This is a genomic window from Rhodoferax sp., assembly GCF_028688795.1.
In the GTDB taxonomy this organism is placed as follows: domain Bacteria; phylum Pseudomonadota; class Gammaproteobacteria; order Burkholderiales; family Burkholderiaceae_C; genus Rhodoferax.
Map to the genome: position 1 here is coordinate 1 of NZ_JAQTXM010000041.1, position 20,451 is coordinate 20,451.

General features: G+C 56.7%; 27 protein-coding genes. 22 read left to right on the plus strand and 5 right to left on the minus strand.

The window, feature by feature from the left end:
- Window positions 1-161 precede the first annotated feature (161 nt).
- The 6 genes from PHQ58_RS20825 to PHQ58_RS20850 all read left to right on the plus strand — a co-directional run bounded on the left by PHQ58_RS20825 (window position 162) and on the right by PHQ58_RS20850 (window position 3,726).
- Entirely contained in the window at window positions 162-803 is a 642-nt protein-coding gene (locus PHQ58_RS20825) for a hypothetical protein (protein WP_300115209.1), read from the plus strand.
- 162 nt (window positions 804-965) lie between these two features.
- Window positions 966-2,147, plus strand: a complete 1,182-nt coding sequence (locus tag PHQ58_RS20830; RefSeq protein ID WP_300115212.1) for an ATP-binding protein — start codon at window positions 966-968, stop codon at window positions 2,145-2,147.
- A complete protein-coding gene (locus PHQ58_RS20835) occupies window positions 2,129-2,482 on the plus strand; it encodes a hypothetical protein (protein WP_300115294.1) in 354 nt (117 codons plus the stop codon). The genes PHQ58_RS20830 and PHQ58_RS20835 overlap by 19 nt, the downstream gene beginning before the upstream one ends.
- A gap of 113 nt (window positions 2,483-2,595) precedes the next feature.
- On the plus strand, window positions 2,596-2,976 hold the full coding sequence (locus PHQ58_RS20840) for a UPF0175 family protein (RefSeq protein WP_300115215.1): 381 nt from the start codon (window positions 2,596-2,598) through the stop codon (window positions 2,974-2,976).
- Complete coding sequence (locus PHQ58_RS20845) at window positions 2,925-3,515, plus strand: DUF3368 domain-containing protein (protein WP_300115218.1); 591 nt, start codon at window positions 2,925-2,927, stop codon at window positions 3,513-3,515. The genes PHQ58_RS20840 and PHQ58_RS20845 overlap by 52 nt, the downstream gene beginning before the upstream one ends.
- Window positions 3,516-3,549: 34 nt before the next feature.
- The gene (locus tag PHQ58_RS20850; protein WP_300115221.1) at window positions 3,550-3,726 is read left to right on the plus strand and encodes a hypothetical protein; all 177 of its coding nucleotides are present in this window, start codon (window positions 3,550-3,552) and stop codon (window positions 3,724-3,726) included.
- Between the two features lie 33 nt (window positions 3,727-3,759).
- On the opposite strand, the gene PHQ58_RS20855 is transcribed toward PHQ58_RS20850, so the two are convergent.
- On the minus strand, window positions 3,760-3,966 hold the full coding sequence (locus PHQ58_RS20855) for a DegT/DnrJ/EryC1/StrS family aminotransferase (RefSeq protein ID WP_300115224.1): 207 nt from the start codon (window positions 3,964-3,966) through the stop codon (window positions 3,760-3,762).
- A gap of 204 nt (window positions 3,967-4,170) precedes the next feature.
- Here PHQ58_RS20855 and PHQ58_RS20860 point away from each other — a divergent pair, with 204 nt between their 5' ends.
- The 15 genes from PHQ58_RS20860 (at window position 4,171) to PHQ58_RS20930 (ending at window position 16,858) form a co-directional block, all read left to right on the plus strand.
- Complete coding sequence (locus PHQ58_RS20860; RefSeq protein ID WP_300115291.1) at window positions 4,171-4,872, plus strand: WbqC family protein; 702 nt, start codon at window positions 4,171-4,173, stop codon at window positions 4,870-4,872.
- Complete coding sequence (locus tag PHQ58_RS20865) at window positions 4,869-5,804, plus strand: glycosyltransferase family 2 protein (protein WP_300115227.1); 936 nt, start codon at window positions 4,869-4,871, stop codon at window positions 5,802-5,804. Before PHQ58_RS20860 ends, PHQ58_RS20865 begins: the two co-directional genes overlap by 4 nt.
- A complete protein-coding gene (locus tag PHQ58_RS20870; RefSeq protein ID WP_300115230.1) occupies window positions 5,779-6,474 on the plus strand; it encodes a class I SAM-dependent methyltransferase in 696 nt (231 codons plus the stop codon). The genes PHQ58_RS20865 and PHQ58_RS20870 overlap by 26 nt, the downstream gene beginning before the upstream one ends.
- A gap of 3 nt (window positions 6,475-6,477) precedes the next feature.
- Window positions 6,478-7,467, plus strand: coding sequence for a methyltransferase domain-containing protein (locus PHQ58_RS20875; RefSeq protein ID WP_300115234.1), 990 nt, complete (start codon window positions 6,478-6,480; stop codon window positions 7,465-7,467).
- Window positions 7,468-7,472: 5 nt separating this feature from the next.
- A complete protein-coding gene (locus PHQ58_RS20880; RefSeq protein WP_300115237.1) occupies window positions 7,473-8,420 on the plus strand; it encodes a hypothetical protein in 948 nt (315 codons plus the stop codon).
- Window positions 8,417-9,097 carry an acetyltransferase gene (locus PHQ58_RS20885; protein ID WP_300115240.1) on the plus strand — a complete coding sequence of 227 codons (681 nt, stop codon included), beginning with the start codon at window positions 8,417-8,419 and terminating at the stop codon, window positions 9,095-9,097. The genes PHQ58_RS20880 and PHQ58_RS20885 overlap by 4 nt, the downstream gene beginning before the upstream one ends.
- A 1-nt stretch (window position 9,098) precedes the next feature.
- Entirely contained in the window at window positions 9,099-9,338 is a 240-nt protein-coding gene (locus PHQ58_RS20890; protein WP_300115243.1) for an acyl carrier protein, read from the plus strand.
- Entirely contained in the window at window positions 9,328-10,068 is a 741-nt protein-coding gene (locus PHQ58_RS20895) for an SDR family NAD(P)-dependent oxidoreductase (RefSeq protein WP_300115247.1), read from the plus strand. The genes PHQ58_RS20890 and PHQ58_RS20895 overlap by 11 nt, the downstream gene beginning before the upstream one ends.
- A 1-nt stretch (window position 10,069) precedes the next feature.
- On the plus strand, window positions 10,070-10,852 hold the full coding sequence (locus PHQ58_RS20900; protein ID WP_300115250.1) for a GNAT family N-acetyltransferase: 783 nt from the start codon (window positions 10,070-10,072) through the stop codon (window positions 10,850-10,852).
- A gap of 20 nt (window positions 10,853-10,872) precedes the next feature.
- Window positions 10,873-12,423, plus strand: a complete 1,551-nt coding sequence (locus PHQ58_RS20905) for an AMP-binding protein (RefSeq protein ID WP_300115253.1) — start codon at window positions 10,873-10,875, stop codon at window positions 12,421-12,423.
- A 22-nt stretch (window positions 12,424-12,445) separates the two neighbouring features.
- Window positions 12,446-12,835, plus strand: coding sequence for a GtrA family protein (locus tag PHQ58_RS20910; protein ID WP_300115256.1), 390 nt, complete (start codon window positions 12,446-12,448; stop codon window positions 12,833-12,835).
- The gene (locus PHQ58_RS20915; RefSeq protein WP_300115259.1) at window positions 12,804-13,718 is read left to right on the plus strand and encodes a bifunctional 2-polyprenyl-6-hydroxyphenol methylase/3-demethylubiquinol 3-O-methyltransferase UbiG; all 915 of its coding nucleotides are present in this window, start codon (window positions 12,804-12,806) and stop codon (window positions 13,716-13,718) included. Before PHQ58_RS20910 ends, PHQ58_RS20915 begins: the two co-directional genes overlap by 32 nt.
- Window positions 13,715-14,854, plus strand: a complete 1,140-nt coding sequence (gene rffA / locus PHQ58_RS20920) for a dTDP-4-amino-4,6-dideoxygalactose transaminase (RefSeq protein WP_300115262.1) — start codon at window positions 13,715-13,717, stop codon at window positions 14,852-14,854. Before PHQ58_RS20915 ends, rffA begins: the two co-directional genes overlap by 4 nt.
- A 10-nt stretch (window positions 14,855-14,864) precedes the next feature.
- A complete protein-coding gene (locus PHQ58_RS20925; protein WP_300115265.1) occupies window positions 14,865-15,170 on the plus strand; it encodes a HigA family addiction module antitoxin in 306 nt (101 codons plus the stop codon).
- A 194-nt stretch (window positions 15,171-15,364) separates the two neighbouring features.
- Window positions 15,365-16,858 (plus strand): Fic family protein, encoded by a 1,494-nt coding sequence (locus tag PHQ58_RS20930; protein WP_300115268.1) that lies wholly within the window; start codon window positions 15,365-15,367, stop codon window positions 16,856-16,858.
- A gap of 37 nt (window positions 16,859-16,895) precedes the next feature.
- On the opposite strand, the gene PHQ58_RS20935 is transcribed toward PHQ58_RS20930, so the two are convergent.
- The 3 genes from PHQ58_RS20935 to PHQ58_RS20945 are packed head-to-tail and all read right to left on the minus strand — an operon-like array spanning window position 16,896 to window position 19,413.
- The gene (locus PHQ58_RS20935) at window positions 16,896-17,495 is read right to left on the minus strand and encodes a cytochrome c3 family protein (protein ID WP_300115271.1); all 600 of its coding nucleotides are present in this window, start codon (window positions 17,493-17,495) and stop codon (window positions 16,896-16,898) included.
- A gap of 10 nt (window positions 17,496-17,505) precedes the next feature.
- On the minus strand, window positions 17,506-18,336 hold the full coding sequence (locus tag PHQ58_RS20940) for a tetratricopeptide repeat protein (RefSeq protein WP_300115274.1): 831 nt from the start codon (window positions 18,334-18,336) through the stop codon (window positions 17,506-17,508).
- On the minus strand, window positions 18,337-19,413 hold the full coding sequence (locus tag PHQ58_RS20945; protein WP_300115276.1) for a cytochrome c3 family protein: 1,077 nt from the start codon (window positions 19,411-19,413) through the stop codon (window positions 18,337-18,339).
- Between the two features lie 376 nt (window positions 19,414-19,789).
- Here PHQ58_RS20945 and PHQ58_RS23700 point away from each other — a divergent pair, with 376 nt between their 5' ends.
- On the plus strand, window positions 19,790-19,912 hold the full coding sequence (locus PHQ58_RS23700) for an AAA family ATPase (protein WP_367187357.1): 123 nt from the start codon (window positions 19,790-19,792) through the stop codon (window positions 19,910-19,912).
- Between the two features lie 47 nt (window positions 19,913-19,959).
- Here PHQ58_RS23700 and PHQ58_RS20950 read toward each other — a convergent pair whose 3' ends face one another.
- Window positions 19,960-20,451, minus strand: coding sequence for a GtrA family protein (locus PHQ58_RS20950; protein ID WP_300115279.1), 492 nt, complete (start codon window positions 20,449-20,451; stop codon window positions 19,960-19,962).

The following is a 20,451-nucleotide window of genomic DNA, read 5'->3' on the forward strand; positions in this document are numbered from 1 at the left end:
CAAAAAGCCATATTTTTATATGGCTCAAGTTAATAGTTTGGTGACGACTCCGGTTGTCACTGCATAAAGCCCCCAATTACACAATTAATCCATGGGTTAAAGGCTAATATTTGCATAGATAATCGAATAAATACCGATTATCCATGCACAAATAGGTCGCTATGACTCTCGACCAACAAGTCCGCGCGTTTGGTAGCGTGCCGTTCAGCCACGGTTCGCTGATGCCGCTACTGCACGATTACAAGCGCCCCAACGACAAGATTGCCCGCTGGCTGGCCGACGGGCAGTTGGTGCAGTTGCGAAGGGGCTTATATGTGCTGGGCAACGGCTGGCGCTCAGCGCCGGTTTCTTTGCCGCTGCTAGCCAATGCGCTGATGGGGCCGTCTTATGTGTCGCTGGAGTTTGCCTTGGGTTGGCATGGGCTCATCCCGGAGGGTGTGCAGGAGGTGAGTTCGGTCACGTCGCGACGGGGGCGGCTTTTTGATACGCCCCTGGGCCGTTTTTCTTACGCGCATGTGCCGCTTGCGTGGTTTGCGATCGGGGTGCGGATGGAGTCTGGCCAAGACGGCGTGTCGTTTTTGATGGCCAGCCCGGCCAAAGCCATTTGCGACAAGCTGGTGCTGACCCGTCGGCTTCAGGCGGTCAGCGTGAAAAGCATGCGTGTGTTTTTGTTAGAAGACCTCCGCCTGGAGCCAGAGGCCGTGCGTGCGCTGGACCAAGCCGTGATCCGGGACTGCTTTGCAACCGGGCACAAGCCGAGGCATTTGCAAGCGCTGCAAAAATGCGTGGAGGCGATGCAATGAGCACCGCGACTACTTTCTTCAGTTGAGTGCAATGGTCAGGTTTGCGTGACCACGCAAAAGACCATAGCTTTGCCCTGCAAAATTCCTCTTGCGCTTGACAATGAACACCTGTCGTCGGATGATATCGTGCATTATTAAATTAACATTTAGAATAAACTCGATATGTACCTCCGACAAAGTTCCACGCGTTTGGCACAACTGGCCGGTCAGTTCCCGGCGGTATTGATCCTTGGCGCGCGCCAAGTGGGCAAGACCACCTTGGCACGGCAGGTGTTTTCTGACTTCGCTTACCTTGACCTGGAAGACCCGGCAACCCGGGCTCTCTTTGCCGAAGACCCGCGTTTCCAGTTGGACGCACGCGCGGGCAAGGGCCTGATTCTGGACGAAGCACAGCGTCTACCCATCGTGTTTGATGCACTGCGCGGCGCCATTGATGCCGACCGCCAGCGCATGGGCCGCTTTGTCATTCTGGGCTCGGCACAGCCTACTCTGGTGCGCCAGGTGGCCGAGAGTCTGGCGGGCAGGGTGGGTATTCTGGAGCTTGGCCCCCTCACCGTGCAAGAGGCCGGCACGGGCGACGCACCCGTGGCCGACTACCGCGCGCTTTGGCTATGCGGCGGTTTCCCAGATGCCCTGGGTGCAGCCGGGCGCGGCGGGAATTTTCGGGACTGGTGGGAGGCTTATTTGCGCACCTACGCCGAGCGTGACTTGCCCGCCATGGGCGTGGCGGCAGACCCATTGTTGCTGCGCAAACTCCTCACCATGCTGGCACACGCGCAAGGCGGGTTGGCAAACTTGAGCCAGTTTGCCGCGTCGCTGGGCCATTCGCAGCCCACCATTGCGCGCTACGTGGACATTCTGGAACAAAGCTTTCTGCTGCGCCGACTGCCGCCGTATTTTCGCAACGTGGGCAAGCGGCTGGTGAAGGCACCCAAGCTGTACCTGCGCGATACCGGCCTGCTGCATCACTTGCTTAATATCGATTCGCTGGACGTGCTCGACAGCCACCCCATTCGCGGCGCAAGTTGGGAAACCTTTGTCATCGAAGACCTGCTGCGCCGCGAAGCTCTGACCCATCCGCATGGTGTTGCGCACTTCTGGCGCACGGCGGGTGGTGCCGAGGTGGACTTGCTGCTGGAGCGCGGCGGCGCACTGCATGCAGTCGAAATCAAAACCGCACGCGCCACTTCGCCCTACCTGGCCCGTGGCCTGCGTGCCATCATGCAAGACACCGCTGCGGCCAGTGCCACCATCATCGACCAGGGGCCGGGCATTGACCCCCTGGCACCGGGCGTGACGCGCCGTGGCTTTGCCGAATCGGTGGCATGGTTGCCGGCTCAGTGACGAGGTCGCTGTTCAAGGTCCGTGCGCGGTATCGAGCCGATTCGATCTTTCACCTCGCGCTGGCGGACACCGCGCCAGATGCCTGGGGGCGGCGCGTTATTGCACGCCCCCATGCCAAGGAACGCAAAAACAACCCGAACCTTGCGGCGTTGACCGAGCTGGGTGCGCCTGGTGCGGCGCTGCAGGTTTTGAGCGAGGTGATGGCGGCTTTCTCAAACTGGAAAGCTCTCGCGATGTCCCCGGAGGCAGGGTTGACGCGCAAAGAGCTTGACGATTTCGCGCCTGCGTTCGAACACGAAGCGGCACAGGCCGCGCGCAACGCTCTGGCAGGTTAATTGGAGTCTGACCCCAATTAATCCACGAGCCACATGGGCAGGCGCACCACTCATGAACAGTCCCGGCCTGTGTAACTTATAATTTAATTGTTCCTACATCAAAGGAGAACAACATGCATGTGGTTAATGTGCGCCAGCTCAAGTCCAATCCGTCCACCGCGCTGCGTGAGGCGCGCGACGACATGGTGATCGTCATGAATCGTGACAAGCCCGATGCCATGCTGATCGGCTTTGAACAACTGGCCGGCGTCCCCGATCTTGTCCATGCGCGCCAAGCCATGGCTGTCAACCTGTTCAAGAATCGAGAGGTTTCAGTGGGTTCGGCAGCCAAAATTGCAGGCGAATCCCTCGCCACCATGCTGACGCGCCTGGCGCGTTTGGGCCTGCCCGTGGTGGACTACGACGACCAAGCCCTGGCACAAGAGGTTGCAACGGCGGCAGCATGGGTCAAGCCAGCGTTGCGCGACACAAGCTCGGCACCAGCCCGGCGCTGAGCACCGGCTTGACTGCCATGCAGCGGATCGTCATCTCCGATGCCGGGCCATTGATTGCGTTGGCTCGCATCGGGCAGCTCGAGCTCTTGCCCGGCTTATTCGGCAAGGTGTCGGTAACTGAACTGGTGGTCAACGAGATCACCCTGGGCGGGGTTTTCCCTGATACGGCCAGCCTGCTTCAGGCCTTGCAGCAGCCCTGGCTTGAAACGGTGCCCATGACAGAACTCTTGCTGGCGCAATGCAGCGACTGGGTCAACTTGCACCAGATCGACATGGGCGAAGCCAGCGCACTGGTTCTGGCGCGCCAAAGTATGGCCCAAGGCGATGAAGTCTTGGTGATCGTGGACGAGGCGCGTGGACGCATGGCAGCAGCGCACGCGCATATCGCCGTCACCGGCACGGCGGGTCTGCTGGTGCTGGCGAAAAACCTGGGGCTGCTGCCTGCCGTGCAACCCTTGCTGTTGGCGCTGCAGTTGCAAGAGTATTTCTTGAGTGAGCGGCTGCTGCAAGCCGTGCTGCGTCAAGCGGGCGAAGGCTAGGGAATGCGGGGCGGGATCGTAAGGGGTTGACGCGATGAAACCAAGAAGCGAGATTGAACTCTGGGAAGTGGTGGCACAGTTCCGGGCCAAGGCGGCTTTGGGTTTTTCGGATTGCTTGGTGCTCGAAATTGCCAGAAAAGCCTGTCATGTGCCGCTGGGCACGTTTGACAGCGCGCTGGCAAAACTGGAAGGAACCCACAAAATTTCGTGAAAAGGGCGCAGGGAAAAAGGGTAGCGTCCCCTTTCAAACAGCCGCCACCACCTCCGCAATCACCTCGGCCAAGTGCTCTTCCAGCCCCAGCCACATGGGCAGGCGCACCAGGCGGTCAGAAATGCTGTCAGTATTTGCCATGCTCCCCGCTGCGCGCCCCACCACCTGGCCGCGCGGCGATGAATGCAGCGGAATGTAATGAAACACCGTGTACACAACAGTCGAGACAGTGGTGGCCATAAACGGGACAATTGGGATATCACTGCCGTAGGTCAAGGTCTGAGCGCTCCTCTATCCGTTAAGATGCGCCCACCTTCTTGACCGCCAACCGACGATGTACGCACTGATGCCCGATGAACTTGCCAGACTGCGATCAGACTCGCAGCAATGGCGGGCCAGCGCAGCACGTTTTGCAGCCAACGGGGATAGTTTCTGGGCAGGAGAATTGAACTGAAAAAGGTCGCCATACTCCAGTCCAACTACATCCCGTGGAAGGGCTACTTCGACATGATCGCGGCGGTGGACGAGTTCATTCTCTACGACGACATGCAGTACACCCGGCGCGACTGGCGCAACCGCAATCAGATCAAGACCGCGCAAGGTGTGCAGTGGCTAACCGTCCCTGTGTTGGTCAAGGGCAAATATCACCAGAAAATCCGTGACACCGAGATAGATGGCGCCGACTGGGCCGCTGCACATTGGAAAGCATTGGCGCAGAACTATCGCCGCGCGCCTTGTTTTGCAGAGATCGCTGGCTGGCTGGAGCCGCTCTATATGGGCGAGTCGTACAGCCATCTCTCACAACTGAATCGCCGTTTCATCGAAGCCATCTGCAATTACCTGGGCATCAGGACAACCCTGACCAATTCATGGGATTACACGCTGCTTGACGGCAAGACGGAGCGCCTCGCCGACCTCTGCACACAGGCGCGCGGCACCGAATATATTTCCGGCCCTGCGGCCAGGGATTACATCGAAGAGCAGGTGTTCAGCGACATGGACATCAAGCTGACCTGGTTTGACTACACTGGCTTTCCTGAATACTCGCAACTTTGGGGCGAATTCACCCATGGCGTCAGCATCCTCGACCTATTGTTCAACTGCGGCAAAGAGTCGCACCGCTATATGAGGAATGTCAGCCCATGAAGCTTTCCATTGTTGCCACCCTCTACCAATCTGCGCCCTACATCACCGAGTTTCATCAAAGGGCCAGTGCCGCGGCCAGACAGCTCGTCGGGGAAGACTTTGAGATCGTGCTGGTCAACGACGGCTCACCCGACAACAGCCTCGACCTTGCCGTGCAACTCACCCAGAGCGATGAGCACGTTGTCGTGGTTGACCTTTCGCGTAATTTTGGCCACCACAAGGCAATGGTCGCCGGCCTGGAACACGCCCAAGGTGAGCGTCTATTCCTCATAGACACTGATCTTGAGGAAGAACCGGAATGGCTGTTGGATTTTTCCTCGATCATGGCGGCAGAATCAGCCGATGTGGTTTACGGCGTCCAGCAAACGCGCAAGGGCAACTGGTTCGAGCGCTGGAGCGGCGAGCTGTATTACTCTGTATTCAATTGGCTGTGCAATATCAACCATCCGCGCAATATCGTCACCGCAAGGTTGATGTCGCGACGCTACGTGAATGAACTCCTTCGGTTTCGTGAGCGGGAAATGGTTATTTCCTGCCTCTGGGTGATCACTGGCTTCAAGCAGTGCCCGACGGTGGTGAACAAACACCAATCAAGCGCCACCACTTACAGTCTGTCGAAGAAAATTGAGCATGCAACCAATTCCATTACCTCCTTCAGTGCGGTACCGCTCAAACTCATTTTCTACATGGGCATGTTCATCTTTGCCTGCTCGCTGCCTTTTGCCCTGTTCCTCATATTCAACAAACTGGCGCTGTCCCGTGCCATTGATGGCTGGACTTCGGTGATGGTTTCAATATGGTTGCTCGGCGGCATGGTCATCTCTTTTGTCGGCGTGATAGGGATATACCTTGCCAAGATTTTCTCGGAAACCAAGCAGCGGCCTTACACAATCATCAGGGAGGTCTATGGACGATCCATCTCAAAACATTAATACCAGTTACGAGCAGTTCTACGCCAAAAAAACTGGAGCCAAGGTTTACCCGACAGAGTTCGTGGTCCGCACCTTCCTGGCCAACTACCCAGCACTGTCCTTTCGAAAGCCACTGGCCGGAGACCGGGTACTCGATGTTGCCTTCGGTGACGGCAGGAATACTGTTTTCCTGTGTGATCAAGGTCTTGCCGTCAGCGGCATAGAAATTACCCAAGGCATCGTTGATCAGACCAACGACAGACTGCAGAAGCTGGGTTATGAGGCTGATTTGCGGGTTGGCAGAAACAGCAGCATACCGTTCGACGACCAGTATTTTGACTATATCCTCGCATGTCATTGTTGCTACTACTGTGACGAGGGCGATTCCTTTGCCGACAATCTGATGGAGTATGCCCGTGTCATGAAACCCGGCGCCTACCTTGTTGCATCCGTTGCCTGCCGGTCATCCTACATATTCAACAATGCAGTGGCGCTTGAAGACGGTTCGTACGTCATCAAGTCAGATCCTTATGGCAACCGTGACGGTTATCGCTTGCACGCGTTTGCCACCAAGGAACAGATTGAGGTCTATTTTTCCCGCTGGTTTACCAATTTTTCCTTCGGCTTCGCGGATAACGATTACTACGGTATCTCCGAACGCGTGTTCTGGGTCGTTTGTCAAAAAAAATAATCTATGTCCAACTATTCCTCCTATTGTTGCACCGAGCCCGGATGTCACCGGGCACCCCTAAATGAGTCTCCGGAAGGGCTTCGATGCTCAAATGGACATTTATTCCCTTTTGCCTCTGGTACCAATGTTCCTGTTTTCGCCAGCGAACCCGAGGATGCCAATGAATATGCCAAGGTAAATGCAGCTGAACTGCATGACAACGCACTGCGCTGGGTGTTTTCGACATTTGAAACCGACGAAGCCGGTCTCAGGGAGCGCCTCATTGCCCGTCTTGGGCTAACCAAAGGGGCACGGATACTGATCACCGGGGCTGGGGCTGGTAACGATCTGCCTTATCTGGTTCGTGCTTTGTCGGGCTCGGGGGAAATTTTTGTGCAGGACATTGCCAAGGAAATGCTGCTCGCTGGCGTTGCCCGTTACCAAGGCGAGTTATCCAGCTCTGGGGTTAGGCTTCATTTTTCCATCAGTGACGCCACGGATCTCCCTTTTTGCGACGACGTTTTTGACGCAGCCTATCATTTTGGCGGCATCAATTTGTTCCCGGACATTGCCAAGGGCATCTCCGAGATGAACCGTGTCGTAAGGCCAGGCGGGGCTGTTGTGATTGGTGATGAGGGCCTTGCGCCTTGGCTTACGAATACCGAGTTTGGCAAGATGCTCGTGAACAACAACCCGCTGTATGCCTGTACCCCGCCAATGTCGCTGCTGCCCGATACGGTACGGTCGGTAAAGCTTACCTGGGAACTGAGTAACTGCTTCTACGTTATCGAGTTCTGCGTCTCCAATGATCCGCTACCCCTCAATATTGATATCCCCCACTTGGGCAAGCGGGGTGGCACTATCCGAAGCCGATATTTTGGTCAACTGGAAGGTGTGACGCCCGCGCTGCGTGAACGCATTTATCGGGAGGCTGAGCGTCGCGGTTTAAGCCGGGTTGAATATATCGAGTCGGCGCTCCGCGATTCACTCACCAACAGCGACAGGTCGGATTGATCAGGATGAAGCGCTATCTGACTCGCCACAAACCCTTCCCATGGCAAAAAAAAGGGCTGCTCTTTGAGCCTGTTGGCAACGAATATTCCCATGGTTCCCATCCTTGCGCGGTTCATTTAAAGGATGATCTCTACGTCATTGCGTTTACCCGCAGGGATGCCCGGCAACGCTCCCATATATTCCTGTCCTACGCCACGGTTTCGAATGGGCAGGTCGTGCTTGAGGGTAGTCCGAAGCTCGCATTGTTGCCCGGGGAACCCTGTTGTTTCGATTGCGATGGGGTCATCAGCGTTTGTTTGGTCAAGCATAAGGAATCCATCTATTTGTATTACGTGGGCTGGCAGAACCTTCCCGAAAGCCTGTGGATCTGCGACACGGGACGGGCGGTGCTTGACCCAGACCAACTCACCCTCACGAGAGAGTACCAAGGACCGGTACTTGGCCGCGACAAGACCAATCCTCTTTTTGCAGCAGCCACCGCATTCCACGTGTCGGATGATCTCTGGCAGACTTGGTACAACTCCGGCATCCGCTGGGAAAAGACCCCCCAAGGCTGGAAGCATTTTTACGGCATCCATTACGCCGAGTCCACAAACGGCGTGGATTGGACATGCCACCCAGGCATGTGTCTGCCGTTTGCCGATGAGTACGAATATGCTTTTGGCCGGCCGAGCGTCATCAAAATCGGGGACACTTACTTCATGTGGTACGCCCATCGTGCCACCAGGTTCATTGATACCTACCGCATCGGTTTTGCTTCTTCCACAGATGGCAGGCACTGGGACAGAAATGATGACTTGTCTGGTATTGATGTTGCCACCACAGGCTGGGATAGCGAAATGATCTGTTATCCCTGCGTGTTCGAACATCAGGGTTTGATGTACATGCTTTACAACGGTAATGACTACGGCAAAACTGGCTTTGGTTTGGCGGTAATGGAGAATTGGAAATGAACACGAAAAAACAGGTAATTCTGGCGGGTAATGCGATTACAGCCGATATCCTTTACGCATACTTGCGCAACGATGCGCGGTATGAAGTACTTGGTCTCACGGTTGATGATGACTTCCTGAGCCAGCCGGGTGTCGAGGGGCTCACGGCAGTGGGGCTGTCTCAGGTTAGCGGAGTCTTTCCGCCCCAGCGCTGCCGGGTGATCATGGCGGCAGGCTATAGCGATCTCAACCGGGTGCGCGAATCGTTGTTCACCCGACTGAAAGGCATGGGGTATGAGATCGAAACCTATGTCCATCCGGATGCCCGGGTCTACACAACAACACCGCTGGGCGAAGGCTGCATCGTGCTGCCTGCTGCGGTCATCGAACCCCATGCGTGCGTCGGCGCCAACACCATGGTTTGGTGCAACGTCACTTTGGCGCACCACAGCAGTATTGCCGAGAATTGCTGGATCGCTGCGGGCACGGTGATCTCAGGGCAGGCAAAGGTGCAGCGAAACAGTTTCGTGGGGGTGAACGCAACGGTGGTGAACGATGTCACCGTTGGGGAGTACAACATCGTGGGCGCCAATGCCTTGATTTCCAGGTGCACCAAATCCCACGCTGTCAATCTGGCCCGTTCGGCCGAGCCCTTCCGCTATTCGTCGGAAGATTATGTGAAATATTTTGGGGTTTGAAATGAACAAACGTTTGGTGGCTATTCTTGCTGAGGTATTTGGTCTGCGCGAGTCGGAGATACATCCGGGGCTCGAAAAGGCCGATGTTGGAACCTGGGATTCCCTGAAGCAAATGGATCTGGTCGTTTCCCTTGAAAAGGAATATGGCATCGCACTGGAAATCCCCGATATTCTGCGCATGATGTCGGTAGCGGGGATCCTGGCCGTACTGGAAGAAAAGGGAGTAGCACTTGGAAATTAAAGGAACGGTGGCGCTGGTCACCGGCGGCGCACAGGGGCTCGGGTTGGCCATTGCCGCCCATCTCGCCGAGTTGGGGGCGACGGTGGTGGTTGCCGACAGGAATGCTGAAACCCTGGCAAATCTCCCTGCGCCCCTTGAGGGCGTCCAAATGGACGTCACCCATCCCGAGCAGGTCAAGGCCGTGGTGGCAGACGTGGTGGTGCGTCATGGCCGCCTGGACATCCTGGTCAACAACGCCGGTGTGATCTTCAGCGAGCCCTTCGTCAATATCATGAATCCAGCGGGGATGATGCATGACTACACCCGTTTCCGTGATTCACTGACTGTTAACCTGGATTCGGTTTTCATTGTTTCCTCAGCGGTGGTGGAGCACATGGTCAAGCGCAGAACCAAGGGGGCCATTGTCAACATCAGTTCCATCAGCGCTGGAGGCAACGAGGGTCAGACCGCCTATTCTGCCGCCAAGGCAGGGGTGAACGCCTTGACTGTCACATGGTCCAAAGAATTGGGCCGCTGGGGCATCCGCTGCAATGCCGTGGCGCCGGGTTTCATTGGCACCGAGTCCACGCATCGGGCCTTGAGTGAATCAGCCCTGAAACACATCCAGACCAACACGCCGCTTCGCCGCCTTGGAGAGGCCAGCGAAGTTGCCCAGGCGGTAGCCGCCACCATTCAAAACGACTTTATCAATGGCGTCGTTTTGGACGTAAATGGTGGGCTGAAGATTTGATATGGTCGAGCTGAAAAAGGCAGCCTATCCTGCCGTTTATTTGCTGTACCGCACGCTGGAAGAATTTTTTCCACTCATTGGCGCCGTGCTGCTAGACGAGCAGGACGGCATGGTCTATGGCAGCAATTCAGACGCTCCAACCCAGTTTTATGTAGAGCACAAGTTTGGATTCGCCCAGATATTCGGTTCACCGGTTCCACCCTTCGAGGCGGCCTTGCAGGAATATCTGTTGGTGGACAAAGGGTTTGCGCCAGCCAAGGTTCGGTTATATACGCCCCATCTTCCTGAATTTTTGCAGTCAACGCAGTGTGACGCCCTGCGCTCAGAGCGCCAGCGGTTCATTCTTGATCCCGCCAGCGACTGGGCTGGCAATAGCCTCGAACCCATGGTCTCGGATATCAAAATCACAACAGTCCATCAGGGCAATGTGGCGGCAATCGAAAGCCGGTTCGGTGTGGTTGGCCGATTCTGGCGCAGCCCCGAGGACTTCATCCGCAAGGCACTCGCTGTTGTGGCCTGGGTCAGTGAAAAACCTGCGGCCATCTGCTACGCTGCTGCCGTCGCGGATGGCCGGGCAGAAATTGACGTCCTCACCTTGCCAGAGTACCGGCATCTGGGATTGGGCAAACGGGTCGTCACCCTGTTCAACAGGCACTGCCTTGCGCAGGGGGTGCGCCCGCTCTGGGACTGTTTCACCAATAACGCGGGCTCCATGGCCCTGTGTGAATCCACCGGCTTCGTCCCGTCCCAGGCTGCCTACCCTTTTTTTACCCTCAACAAATAGCGCATTGAGTCGTATTTATTGTGCCTAACTACCATTTCAACCTCGCCCTGCTGTTCAATGAAGTCCTGGCTACCTATGCCATGCGGCCGGCATTGCGTTATGCCGACCGCGAATACCGCTACAGCGAGTTAAGCGGATGGGTGAACGCCCTGGCAGCACTGCTGCTCGCCCAGGGATGCCATCGGGGCGATGTCATCGCCATTGGTCACAACAAGCGGCCCCTGTCCTACGCCCTGATGCTGGCAGCGATCCGCCTGGGAATTGCCTATGTCAATATTGATGTCGCCTCCCCAACAGCGCGCACCGGCCGCATTCTTCAGGTCAGCGATGCCGCGCTGCTTTTTTTCGATGATCCCACCTACCAGGACGCAATGACTGAACTGGCAGCAACCAAGGGTTGTCGCCTGCTGATGCTGGACGAAAAAACATTGCCCGTGGTCACTGATGCCGACCTGGCGCTGCAACAGCGCCTCGCGCGGGGGGTGGACGGCGCCTGCATCGCCTACATCATGTTCACATCAGGATCCACAGGCGTGCCCAAAGGCGTCGCGGTCACCCACCAGAACGTGCTGCACTTCATCACCTGGGGTCAGCAACGCTTTGGCATTACCGATCAGGACAATTTCGCCAACCTGAGTCCGATGTATTTCGACAACTCGGTTTTTGATTTTTACGTCGGGCTGTTTTCAGGCGCCGCACTGACGCCGGTGTACCGGGAACTGCTGACCAACCCTTACGAACTTGTGCAGTACATCGGCCGTATGGCTTGCACCATCTGGTTCTCGGTTCCCTCCCTGCTGATCTATCTCATGGCCATGAAGGCGATGACGCCGCAGGGCCTGGCCAGTTTGCGGGCCATCGTATTTGGTGGCGAGGGTTATCCAAAGATCGAGTTGAAAAAACTCTATGACCGGTTTTCAGGCCAGGCGAGCCTGGTCAACGTTTATGGCCCGACAGAATGCACCTGCATTTGCAGTGGCCACACACTCGGAGATGCAGATTTTCTTGATCTGACGGGTTTGCCCACCCTGGGTCATCTCAATCCCAACTTTGACTACCGCATTCTGGATGAAGAAGAACACGATGCGTCCAGCGGTGAACTGTGCCTGATCGGCCCCAACGTGGCCGCCGGTTACTTCAACGACCTGGAGCGCACGGCGGCCTCGTTCCACACGCTGACCGAATCCAACCGTTACATGAAACGCATGTACCGAACTGGCGACCTGGTGCGGGAAGAGGCTGGCATGCTCCACTTTATCGGGCGCAAGGACAATCAGATCAAACACATGGGCTACCGCATTGAGCTGGAAGAAATTGAACACGCCCTCGCGAAACTGCCCGAGGTATCGCAAGCCGCGGTTGTTTACCATCGAACCAATGCGGCCTATGGCAAGCTGGTCGCCTATGTCGCCTGCCCGGGACAACCCGACGACAGGGTATTGCTCAAGGCACTGGCCGACCTTCTGCCGGATTACATGGTTCCCAACAAACTCATCGTCATGTCCGAGTTGCCCAAAAATCCCAACGGCAAGGTGGATCGACAGCACCTGCGCGCCCTGCTGGACGACTAGCGTGGTCGCCAAAGGACGGTTCATGGCGGTATTGACCCAGGTGGCCCGCTACGGCGTGGTCGGAGTGCTCAATAACCTGCTGGGCTACCTGATTTACCTGCTGGTAACCTGGTTGTGGCTTGATCCCAAGGTGGCGGTCACGCTGCTTTACCCGGTGGGTGCCCTGACAGCCTACTTTGGTCACGCAAAGTATTCGTTTTCATACAGCGGCTCTACCCCCCATGGTGTGTTGCGCTACGTGATCGCGCATCTGATCGGATACAGTGTGAACGTGCTGATGTTGTATGTACTCTCAGACCGGTTGTTGTTCCCCCACCAGATCATTCAGGCCTTGGCCATCGTGGTAGTTGCCGGCGTACTGTTTCTTTTGTTCCGTTATTTTGTTTTTCCAAACCATTCACCTGCCACTTGAATTTGCCATGATCTTATGTCCATCTTGTGGCGCCGGTAACATCGATCGGACAACGGGCTGCGCCAACTGCGGCTTCAAGCCCGAGCGGCTGGACGGCTTTCTGGCCTGGGCGCCCGAATTGGCCAAGAGCAATGATGGTTTTCTCCCGGAAAGCTTCGAAGGGCTGGCGCAGGCCGAGGCAGGCCATTTCTGGTTCCGCACCAGAAACGCTTTGATTCTGTGGTCTTTGCGCAAATACTTTCCGGGGTTCAAGTCTTTGCTTGAGGTTGGCTGCGGCACTGGTTTTGTGCTCACTGGCATTGCCAATGCGTTTCCAGCCGTGCGTGTCGCGGGCAGCGAGATATACACTGCGGGCCTGGCCTTTGCGGCCAGGCGTCTGCCAAGCGCAGAGCTCATCCAGATGGATGCCCGGAAACTACCCTATGCAGAAGAGTTCGATGTGGTGGCCGCGTTCGATGTCATCGAGCACATTGCCGAAGATGAGCTGGTCTTGAATAACCTTTTTCGCGCCGTCAAGCCGGGCGGCGGGTGCCTCATCACTGTGCCGCAGCACCAATGGCTATGGAGCCCCGTGGACGAAGAGGCTTGCCATCAAAGGCGATATAGCGCGCGGGAACTCCATGCAAAAATTGAAGCCGCAGGATTCAAAATCGTGCGAAGCACCTCTTTTGTTACCTTTTTGTTGCCGCTCATGTTGGCGTCGCGCCTCGCCGCGCGGCGTTCCGGAACGAGCGGTGGCAGTGAAGCCCTGAAACTGAATCCGTTACTCGATGGCGTATTGGCGAACGTCATGCGTTTCGAACACCTGTTGCTCAAGCTGGGGCTTTCCCTGCCCATCGGTGGCTCCCGGCTCGTGGTTGCCCAACGAGAATACCCCGCATGAACCCTAGACAAAACAACTTTATCCCCTTCAACTGGCCCCACATGACGGGCAAGGAGTTGTATTACATCGCCGAGGCGCATTTCAACGGCCGCCTGGCGGGCGACGGGCCGTTCACCAAACGCTGCCACGCCTGGCTGGAAGAGCGCACTGGTTGCAGCAAAGCACTGCTGACAAACTCTTGCACGGCTGCGCTTGAAATGTCGGCCCTGTTGCTTGATATCAAGCCGGGTGATGAGATCATCATGCCGTCCTACACGTTTGTGTCCACCGCCAATGCCTTTGTGCTGCGCGGCGGCATACCGGTTTTTGTCGATATTCGTGAAGATACGCTTAACCTGGATGAGCGGCTGATCGAATCCGCCATCACGCCCCGCACGCGTGCCATTGCGCCCGTCCATTACGCGGGTGTTGCGTGCGAGATGGACACCATCATGGCCATCGCCCAGCGCCATCAATTAAAAGTGGTGGAGGACGCGGCGCAGGGGATCATGTCCACTTACAAGGGGCGCGCGCTGGGCAGCATCGGTGACCTGGGTGCTTACAGTTTTCACGAAACCAAGAATGTGATTGCCGGTGAAGGGGGTGCCTTGCTGGTCAATGACCCCGCGCTGGCGTTGCGCGCTGAAATCATCCGGGAAAAAGGCACTGATCGCAGCCGCTTCTTCCGGGGTGAGGTGGACAAGTACACCTGGCAAGAGGCGGGGTCATCGTTCTTGCCAGGCGAGTTGATTGCCGCTTTTTTATGGGCGCAACTGGAAGAGGCTGACCGGATCACGCAAAAGCGCCTGGCAAGCTGGCAGCACTATCACGAGTTGCTGGAACCGCTCGAAGCCAGGGGCATCTTGCGCCGACCGATCGTACCGGACGACTGCCAGCACAACGCGCATATGTACTACGTGCTGCTTGCCCCGCAAACTGATCGCCAGGCAGTGCTGGACAGGTTCAGGCGCCACGATATCTCGTCGGTGTTCCATTACGTGCCACTGCACTCGTCACCAGCTGGTCAACACTACGGCAGGGCGCACGGCGAACTGAGCGTAACGAACCGCCAGTCCGAACGACTGATCCGGCTACCACTTTGGGTGGGGCTCACCGAGGCGCAGCAGCAAAGGGTTGTTGATTTGCTCGCCTCTTAGCTCGTTGACGATGCGTAAACGTAGCCCCACACATCCCGGCGCCATCCTGCGCGAAGACGTGCTGCCAAGTTTGGTGGGCATGTCCGTCAGTGCCTTTGCCCGCAACTTGGGCGTGTCCCGTCAAACACTGCACGCCGTCTTGGCAGAGCGCAGTGGTGTTTCTGCTGAAATGGCATTGCGTTTGGGAACCTTGCTTGGCAATGGTGCCCAGCTTTGGCTGGATATGCAGAGCAAATACGACTTATGGCAGGCCGAAGCCAAATTGCACAATGAATTGATCCAAATGCAACCGCTGGACCAATTGGCGGTTGCCTGATTCGGGAGGAAATGGGGTCAGGTCTTGCAATCATGCAACACGAGCGGGGTTTGTAATAGTGCGAGACCTGACCCCCATCTTTGTGATACCGTCTTGCCTCATCATCCCAACATCAGCAGTCAATACAAAAAAACCTGTAATAACTAGCACAAATACATAAAATCTTCGTCTGCTAGCAAAAAAATGAGGTTGCCGTGATCGGTTACGAATTTCTTCTCTCCAAGATCGGTATCCCCATGATGCCGCTTCAGCAGCCTGCCCGGATCAAACCCGTGACTCGGGTGGAATCCATGCCAGACCTGCTCGCGATCCCGCGACAGGTTGCACCGGATGATGACAGCATATTGAGCCATGTGCTGTTCGCTCTGCGCTACGAAACCATTCAAATTCCTATCCTCGAACAGGCACTGCGACTGGTGCCGGCGGCTGGGCTCCTGGCCGGCCTGGCTCGCCAGCCCAAAGGCGGCTACCTGCGCCGGGCCGCTTACTTTTGGGAAAAGGCTAATCACCAAGCCCTGCCGTTGCCACAGGAAACAACCGGCGGCAACTACCTGGAGATTTTTGATCCGGCTGTGTACTACACCGGTCAAATCTGGGAGCGCAACCAGAAATACCGTGTGATCTTCAATGGCATCGGTCCCTACGAATACTGCCCGGTCGTCAAGCGCGACGAGGAACTGGAGCAGGCAGGTATCCAGACCCTGGAGCGGCTTCGTGAATGGGCGGGTGACCCCAAGAATGCCGAATTGTTGGACCGCGTTATGAGTTGGGCTTACCTGAGTGAGACACGTGACTCTTACGCCATCGAAAATGAAGTGCCCTCCCCTGACAAAGAACAGTCCTTCCTGCAAGCAATGACGCGCCTGCGTGACAAGACACCCCTGACGGAGGATTACCTGACTGAGCTGCAAAACTTGGTAATAAGCAACCCGATGAAAGCCGAAGTGCAGTTTCGGACCTCCCAGAACTGGCTGCAACGCGGTGGCCGAGGAGCTGCGGGAATTCGTTACGTGCCGCCAGATCCGGACAGCATGGTGATGTTGATGGACGGCTTCATGCGCATGGCAAATGCACAGGACGAAGTCCCACCATTTATCAAGGCAGCCTTGGTGAGCTTTGGTTTCGTCTTCATCCACCCCTTCATGGACGGAAATGGACGGATCTCTCGCCTTCTCGCACATCACACGCTCAACTTCAAGGGTGTGCTGCCTGATGTGAACGGCAGTCCGGCAATCCTGCCGTTGTCCGTGGCGATGAAGAAAAATGAAAAGGACTACTTAAGCACGCTCGAGTCCTTTAGCCTGCCCGCACGCAAGTTGTGGAACGTCATGCACATCAGCGACAGCGACTTTGTTTTTGACTTCAAATCGACACCGCTAATCTATGCGCACTGGTCTGGCCAACAAGCAGCCAAATACGTCACAGCTTGTGCTGATGCAGCTTTGGCTCAAACCGTCATTGACGAAGCGCTATACCTGCACGGATATGACCGCGCATTTGCGCAGATCGACAAAAATTATGACCTTCCAGACAAGACAATTAATCTGCTGATTCAATGGATTCACACCAACAATGGCCAAATGCCAGAACGGCGTAAGAACGCGAAAGAACTGGTTCTTCTGAAGCCTGGCCAAGTCGATGGCATTGAGGCCATTGTCGTCACCGCCTTCGGGATGAAAACGAATTAATTGGGGTCAGATTCCAATTAATTTCCCTGGCCTGCCACTATTTGTCGTGGCAAGTTTGGCAAGAAGTCATGCCGACACCATAGCGGGTGAGCTTGGGCAGGGTGGAGCGATGTGGCTCGTGGCAACTGGCGCAATAAAACGTTTTGCCTGGCCGCTTGGGGTCTGGTACATCTTCTTTTATGTTGCCCAGTGGATGCCCTTTGGTGCTGATACCCTGGACCACATGCACGCTGTTCTCGATGTCGGGGTGGCAGTTCAGGCAGAGTGAGGCCGGTTTCATCTTGAGCAGGCCGGGGTAGTTGCTGGCGTGAGGGTTGTGGCATTCCAGGCAAAAGCCGGTGTTGACCGGGGCATGCACCATATTGCCCTCAAACAGGGCCTGTTCATGGCAACTGATGCACAGCGCTGGCACCTCAGCACGCAGGCCTTTGGGGAAAGGTCCCTTGTTCAAGTGCGGCACTTTGCTGACATCCAGCTTGTCGTGGCAGAGTCTGCAGCCCATGTGAACGGCCGCGTGAACCGTCTTGTTGTTTGTCATCGAGCGGTGGCAGTACTGACAAGATTCCGCCGCCGCGAGCTCAGTGGCCGCCAGCAGTAGCGCGAACACGGTCGCCGAAGCGGCATTTCTGAGTTGCATTTACAAGGCTTTAGCCCGCCACCGGACAGCCCGATGCGGACTGGCTGGCCGAACTCAGGCTGGCGTCCAGCGCCAGCGCCTGCGCGAAGGCCGTCTTGGCCTCATCGCAATGGCCCTGGGCGGCCAGAATCTTCCCCAGCAGCATGTGCGCACTCGCCAGCTTGGGGTCTTGCGCGAGGCACTGGCGCACGCTTGCCAGCGCTTTGTCGTAGCTCTTGCTTTTGAACAGCATGGCAGCCATGGATTGGTAGCGGCGTGCTAGTTGCGTCTGGCCGCCCTCGCTGGCGCGCTCGGGGTTCAGCGTTTGCTGCATCTGCGACTCGGAGATGTCACCCAACAGAAGGTGCAGGCGCGAGCGCAACACCGCACAAAAATCAATTGTCCGGTAGGGTTCAAACGCGGCCAGCTTGTGGTCTGGCCCGATCACCGCCACTACGGGGTGCATGGCCAGCTCCAGACTGCCATAAAGCGCGTCGCCGGGGTCCACCAGCACCGCAGCCGTAAAACCGGTTTCTTGCACCAGCGCGCTGACTTCAGGCAGCGCTACTGCGTCCGAGACCACACCCACCAGGTGCACTGATTTGTCAGCAAATTCGCTCAGGCAAGGCACCAGCGATTGCATCGCCGCGCGTGAGCGCGCCTGCTGCGGCCGAAAGAAAAACAGCGCGGTGTTGCCGCTCTCGGCCAACAGCGGCAGTTTGCCGCCCTGTAGTGTTGTCATCTCGAGGTTGGCCACGGGCGTGCCGATGTCAGCATGGGCGCTGGCCGCCAGACCCATGCCCGCGAGCGCCTGGAACACGACCAGCAAAAAGATCAGGCGCCTGATGGCTGGCAGCGGCATTTAAGGTGCCTTGCGGTTCTCGTAGCTGCGCTCTTGATGGCAAGTTTTCGCGCACGAGCCACCGGTCGGCGTTTGCTGGTAGTTGAGTTTCAGCACCCAGCCGCCCGAGCCATAAGGAACGCCGTCGCGGATATGTTTGTCTTGCTTGGAAGCATGTACTTCATGGCAGGCGCGGCAGGTACGGCCCCGGCCGGGTTGCTGCAAGTGGACAAAATGCAGGTTCTTCTCGCCATCGCGAAAACGGGTCAGCGTGGTGGTCTGGGCGGTAGAGAAGGCCTTTTCTTTGTGGCAACCAAAGCACAGGTCGTAGGCGTCCGGGTTGTAAGGGGCATAAAACTCTTTTGGATAGTTGCCATCAAGCATCCGGAATTTATTGCCGCCGTGCGGCTGATGGCATGCCACGCAGTCTTTGTGTTTCACCGGGCCATGCCAGTCTGGGTTGTTGTCGAGCCAGGCTTTCATGTTTTGCAGTTTTTTGCCGTCGGCGCCGATCATGGTATCGACGTTGTGGCAGCCCAGGCACAGGTCGAAGGGTTGCTGGCGCAGCAGCGCCTCCACCTCGCTGGCGTGCGGGTTGTGGCAATTGAGGCACTTGGCGCCGTTGCTCAGTGCTTTATGCGGCACGCTGGCGGTGGCATGGATTTCAGCAATCTTCTTGTGGCAACCGGTGCACAACTGGCCGGTTTCTTGCAGCAGCATTTTGGGGTAATTGGCGTTGTGTGGGTTATGGCAATTGGTGCAGGCGGTTTGCGCCGGGGGGTGTGCGTGGGCGCGCTTGAGCACACCCGGGAATTCTTCATGGCAGCCCAGGCACAGTTCCGTCACTGGTTTGATCAACGGCCCGGGTTGCTTGGGGTCGCTATTGACATGGCAGAGATTGCATTCGCCTGCTTCAAAAGGCGCATGGGCTGAGACTGGTTTGCCCGTCAGTGGGGCTAGCACCCCGGGTGGCAGGCCGCGCACGGCGAAGGTGGGCGACACCGGTATGGCCGCTTGTGCAGTTTGGGCGAATAGCACCGTTGAAAACGCCACTGCCCAGGCGAGTGATACAGAAAAAATATAGCGTATCGCAGACATTGCCCATCCTTTGTGTAAAAAAGCCATTTAGCCAGCGCCAATCAAACGGGTAAACCTCGACCGAGGTCATCGTTGCAACAAACCCGTGGTTGTTCACCTTTTGTTGCAGATCACGGCTGTCCGTTTTTGACCTTTTCTTTATTCAATCATGTCTGCCAGCCACGCCACAGCCGTCGCATTGAAGCATTGTTGCTCTGACTTTTACTTGATATGGCTCAAAAGATAGGAAATTCAACCGCATGAAGCCATGCCCCAAGCTGCATGGACTGCCACGCTTCGCTCGCAGTGACGGGAGGGGCTCGCAGTGACGGGGTCAGGCTCGCAAAGAATTAGGCGGCACACGCTGACGACCATCAGCGACAGCTTTCCTGTTTTGATGGTGACCGGCCCACGGCAGGTGGGTAAAACCACCTTGCTTGAAATGTGCGCCAAAGAGGGTACGCCGGTGAAGCGGGCTTACGTGACACTGTTGGTGCAACGAGCCGAATTTTGTTATTAATGTAGGTTCTACAGACAAAGGGACGCGCATATTGGCGTTTGCCTGAGTCAGTGCCGCCCCTGTTTGGCAGCAACCACCAGCCTGGTGCGCCCAAACGTCCAGATGTCGTTGAGCAAAAAGTTCAGCACGCTGGTCACGCCGATGGCGATGAGGTTGGCGATCTGGTAGTAAAAATGCGGCGCCAGCAGGTTGGTAAACACAATCTGCAAGACGATGCTCAGGCTGCAGGCCAGCGCATACTGGCCGAACTGCGCGGGCCATGGCACTTGCAGATAGGGCTTGCGGTCGGCCCAGGTCCATAGCCGATTCCAGCTAAAGTTATTGAGCGTGGCCAAGAAGATGGCCAGTGCCAATGACAGGTTGAGCCGTATCTCGGGCATCTGCACGGTATTGAACAGGAACTCCTGCGCCAGGTACAACACGCCTATGTTCACCACCGTGCCAGAGGCGCCGACCGTGCCGAACTTCAAGAAGCGCCTGGAGAAAATACGGCGCAGCAGCGACGCCGACCGCATGCGTAGCCTGAAAGGGCTCGCCAT

What these genes read in the sequence shown, in the direction of transcription:
- PHQ58_RS20940 (WP_300115274.1), bottom strand. Translation starts at nt 18,336, where the DNA reads ATGCCGCTGCCAGCCATCAGGCGCCTGATCTTTTTGCTGGTCGTGTTC.
- PHQ58_RS20880 (WP_300115237.1), top strand. Translation starts at nt 7,473, where the DNA reads ATGAAGCGCTATCTGACTCGCCACAAACCCTTCCCATGGCAAAAAAAA.
- rffA (WP_300115262.1), top strand. Translation starts at nt 13,715, where the DNA reads ATGAACCCTAGACAAAACAACTTTATCCCCTTCAACTGGCCCCACATG.
- PHQ58_RS20855 (WP_300115224.1), bottom strand. Translation starts at nt 3,966, where the DNA reads ATGGCCACCACTGTCTCGACTGTTGTGTACACGGTGTTTCATTACATT.
- PHQ58_RS20875 (WP_300115234.1), top strand. Translation starts at nt 6,478, where the DNA reads ATGTCCAACTATTCCTCCTATTGTTGCACCGAGCCCGGATGTCACCGG.
- PHQ58_RS20935 (WP_300115271.1), bottom strand. Translation starts at nt 17,495, where the DNA reads ATGCAACTCAGAAATGCCGCTTCGGCGACCGTGTTCGCGCTACTGCTG.
- PHQ58_RS23700 (WP_367187357.1), top strand. Translation starts at nt 19,790, where the DNA reads ATGGTGACCGGCCCACGGCAGGTGGGTAAAACCACCTTGCTTGAAATG.
- PHQ58_RS20840 (WP_300115215.1), top strand. Translation starts at nt 2,596, where the DNA reads ATGCATGTGGTTAATGTGCGCCAGCTCAAGTCCAATCCGTCCACCGCG.
- PHQ58_RS20865 (WP_300115227.1), top strand. Translation starts at nt 4,869, where the DNA reads ATGAAGCTTTCCATTGTTGCCACCCTCTACCAATCTGCGCCCTACATC.
- PHQ58_RS20885 (WP_300115240.1), top strand. Translation starts at nt 8,417, where the DNA reads ATGAACACGAAAAAACAGGTAATTCTGGCGGGTAATGCGATTACAGCC.
- PHQ58_RS20945 (WP_300115276.1), bottom strand. Translation starts at nt 19,413, where the DNA reads ATGTCTGCGATACGCTATATTTTTTCTGTATCACTCGCCTGGGCAGTG.
- PHQ58_RS20825 (WP_300115209.1), top strand. Translation starts at nt 162, where the DNA reads ATGACTCTCGACCAACAAGTCCGCGCGTTTGGTAGCGTGCCGTTCAGC.
- PHQ58_RS20950 (WP_300115279.1), bottom strand. Translation starts at nt 20,451, where the DNA reads ATGGCGAGCCCTTTCAGGCTACGCATGCGGTCGGCGTCGCTGCTGCGC.
- PHQ58_RS20845 (WP_300115218.1), top strand. Translation starts at nt 2,925, where the DNA reads ATGGGTCAAGCCAGCGTTGCGCGACACAAGCTCGGCACCAGCCCGGCG.
- PHQ58_RS20900 (WP_300115250.1), top strand. Translation starts at nt 10,070, where the DNA reads ATGGTCGAGCTGAAAAAGGCAGCCTATCCTGCCGTTTATTTGCTGTAC.
- PHQ58_RS20870 (WP_300115230.1), top strand. Translation starts at nt 5,779, where the DNA reads ATGGACGATCCATCTCAAAACATTAATACCAGTTACGAGCAGTTCTAC.
- PHQ58_RS20830 (WP_300115212.1), top strand. Translation starts at nt 966, where the DNA reads ATGTACCTCCGACAAAGTTCCACGCGTTTGGCACAACTGGCCGGTCAG.
- PHQ58_RS20890 (WP_300115243.1), top strand. Translation starts at nt 9,099, where the DNA reads ATGAACAAACGTTTGGTGGCTATTCTTGCTGAGGTATTTGGTCTGCGC.
- PHQ58_RS20925 (WP_300115265.1), top strand. Translation starts at nt 14,865, where the DNA reads ATGCGTAAACGTAGCCCCACACATCCCGGCGCCATCCTGCGCGAAGAC.
- PHQ58_RS20835 (WP_300115294.1), top strand. Translation starts at nt 2,129, where the DNA reads ATGGTTGCCGGCTCAGTGACGAGGTCGCTGTTCAAGGTCCGTGCGCGG.
- PHQ58_RS20910 (WP_300115256.1), top strand. Translation starts at nt 12,446, where the DNA reads ATGGCGGTATTGACCCAGGTGGCCCGCTACGGCGTGGTCGGAGTGCTC.
- PHQ58_RS20850 (WP_300115221.1), top strand. Translation starts at nt 3,550, where the DNA reads ATGAAACCAAGAAGCGAGATTGAACTCTGGGAAGTGGTGGCACAGTTC.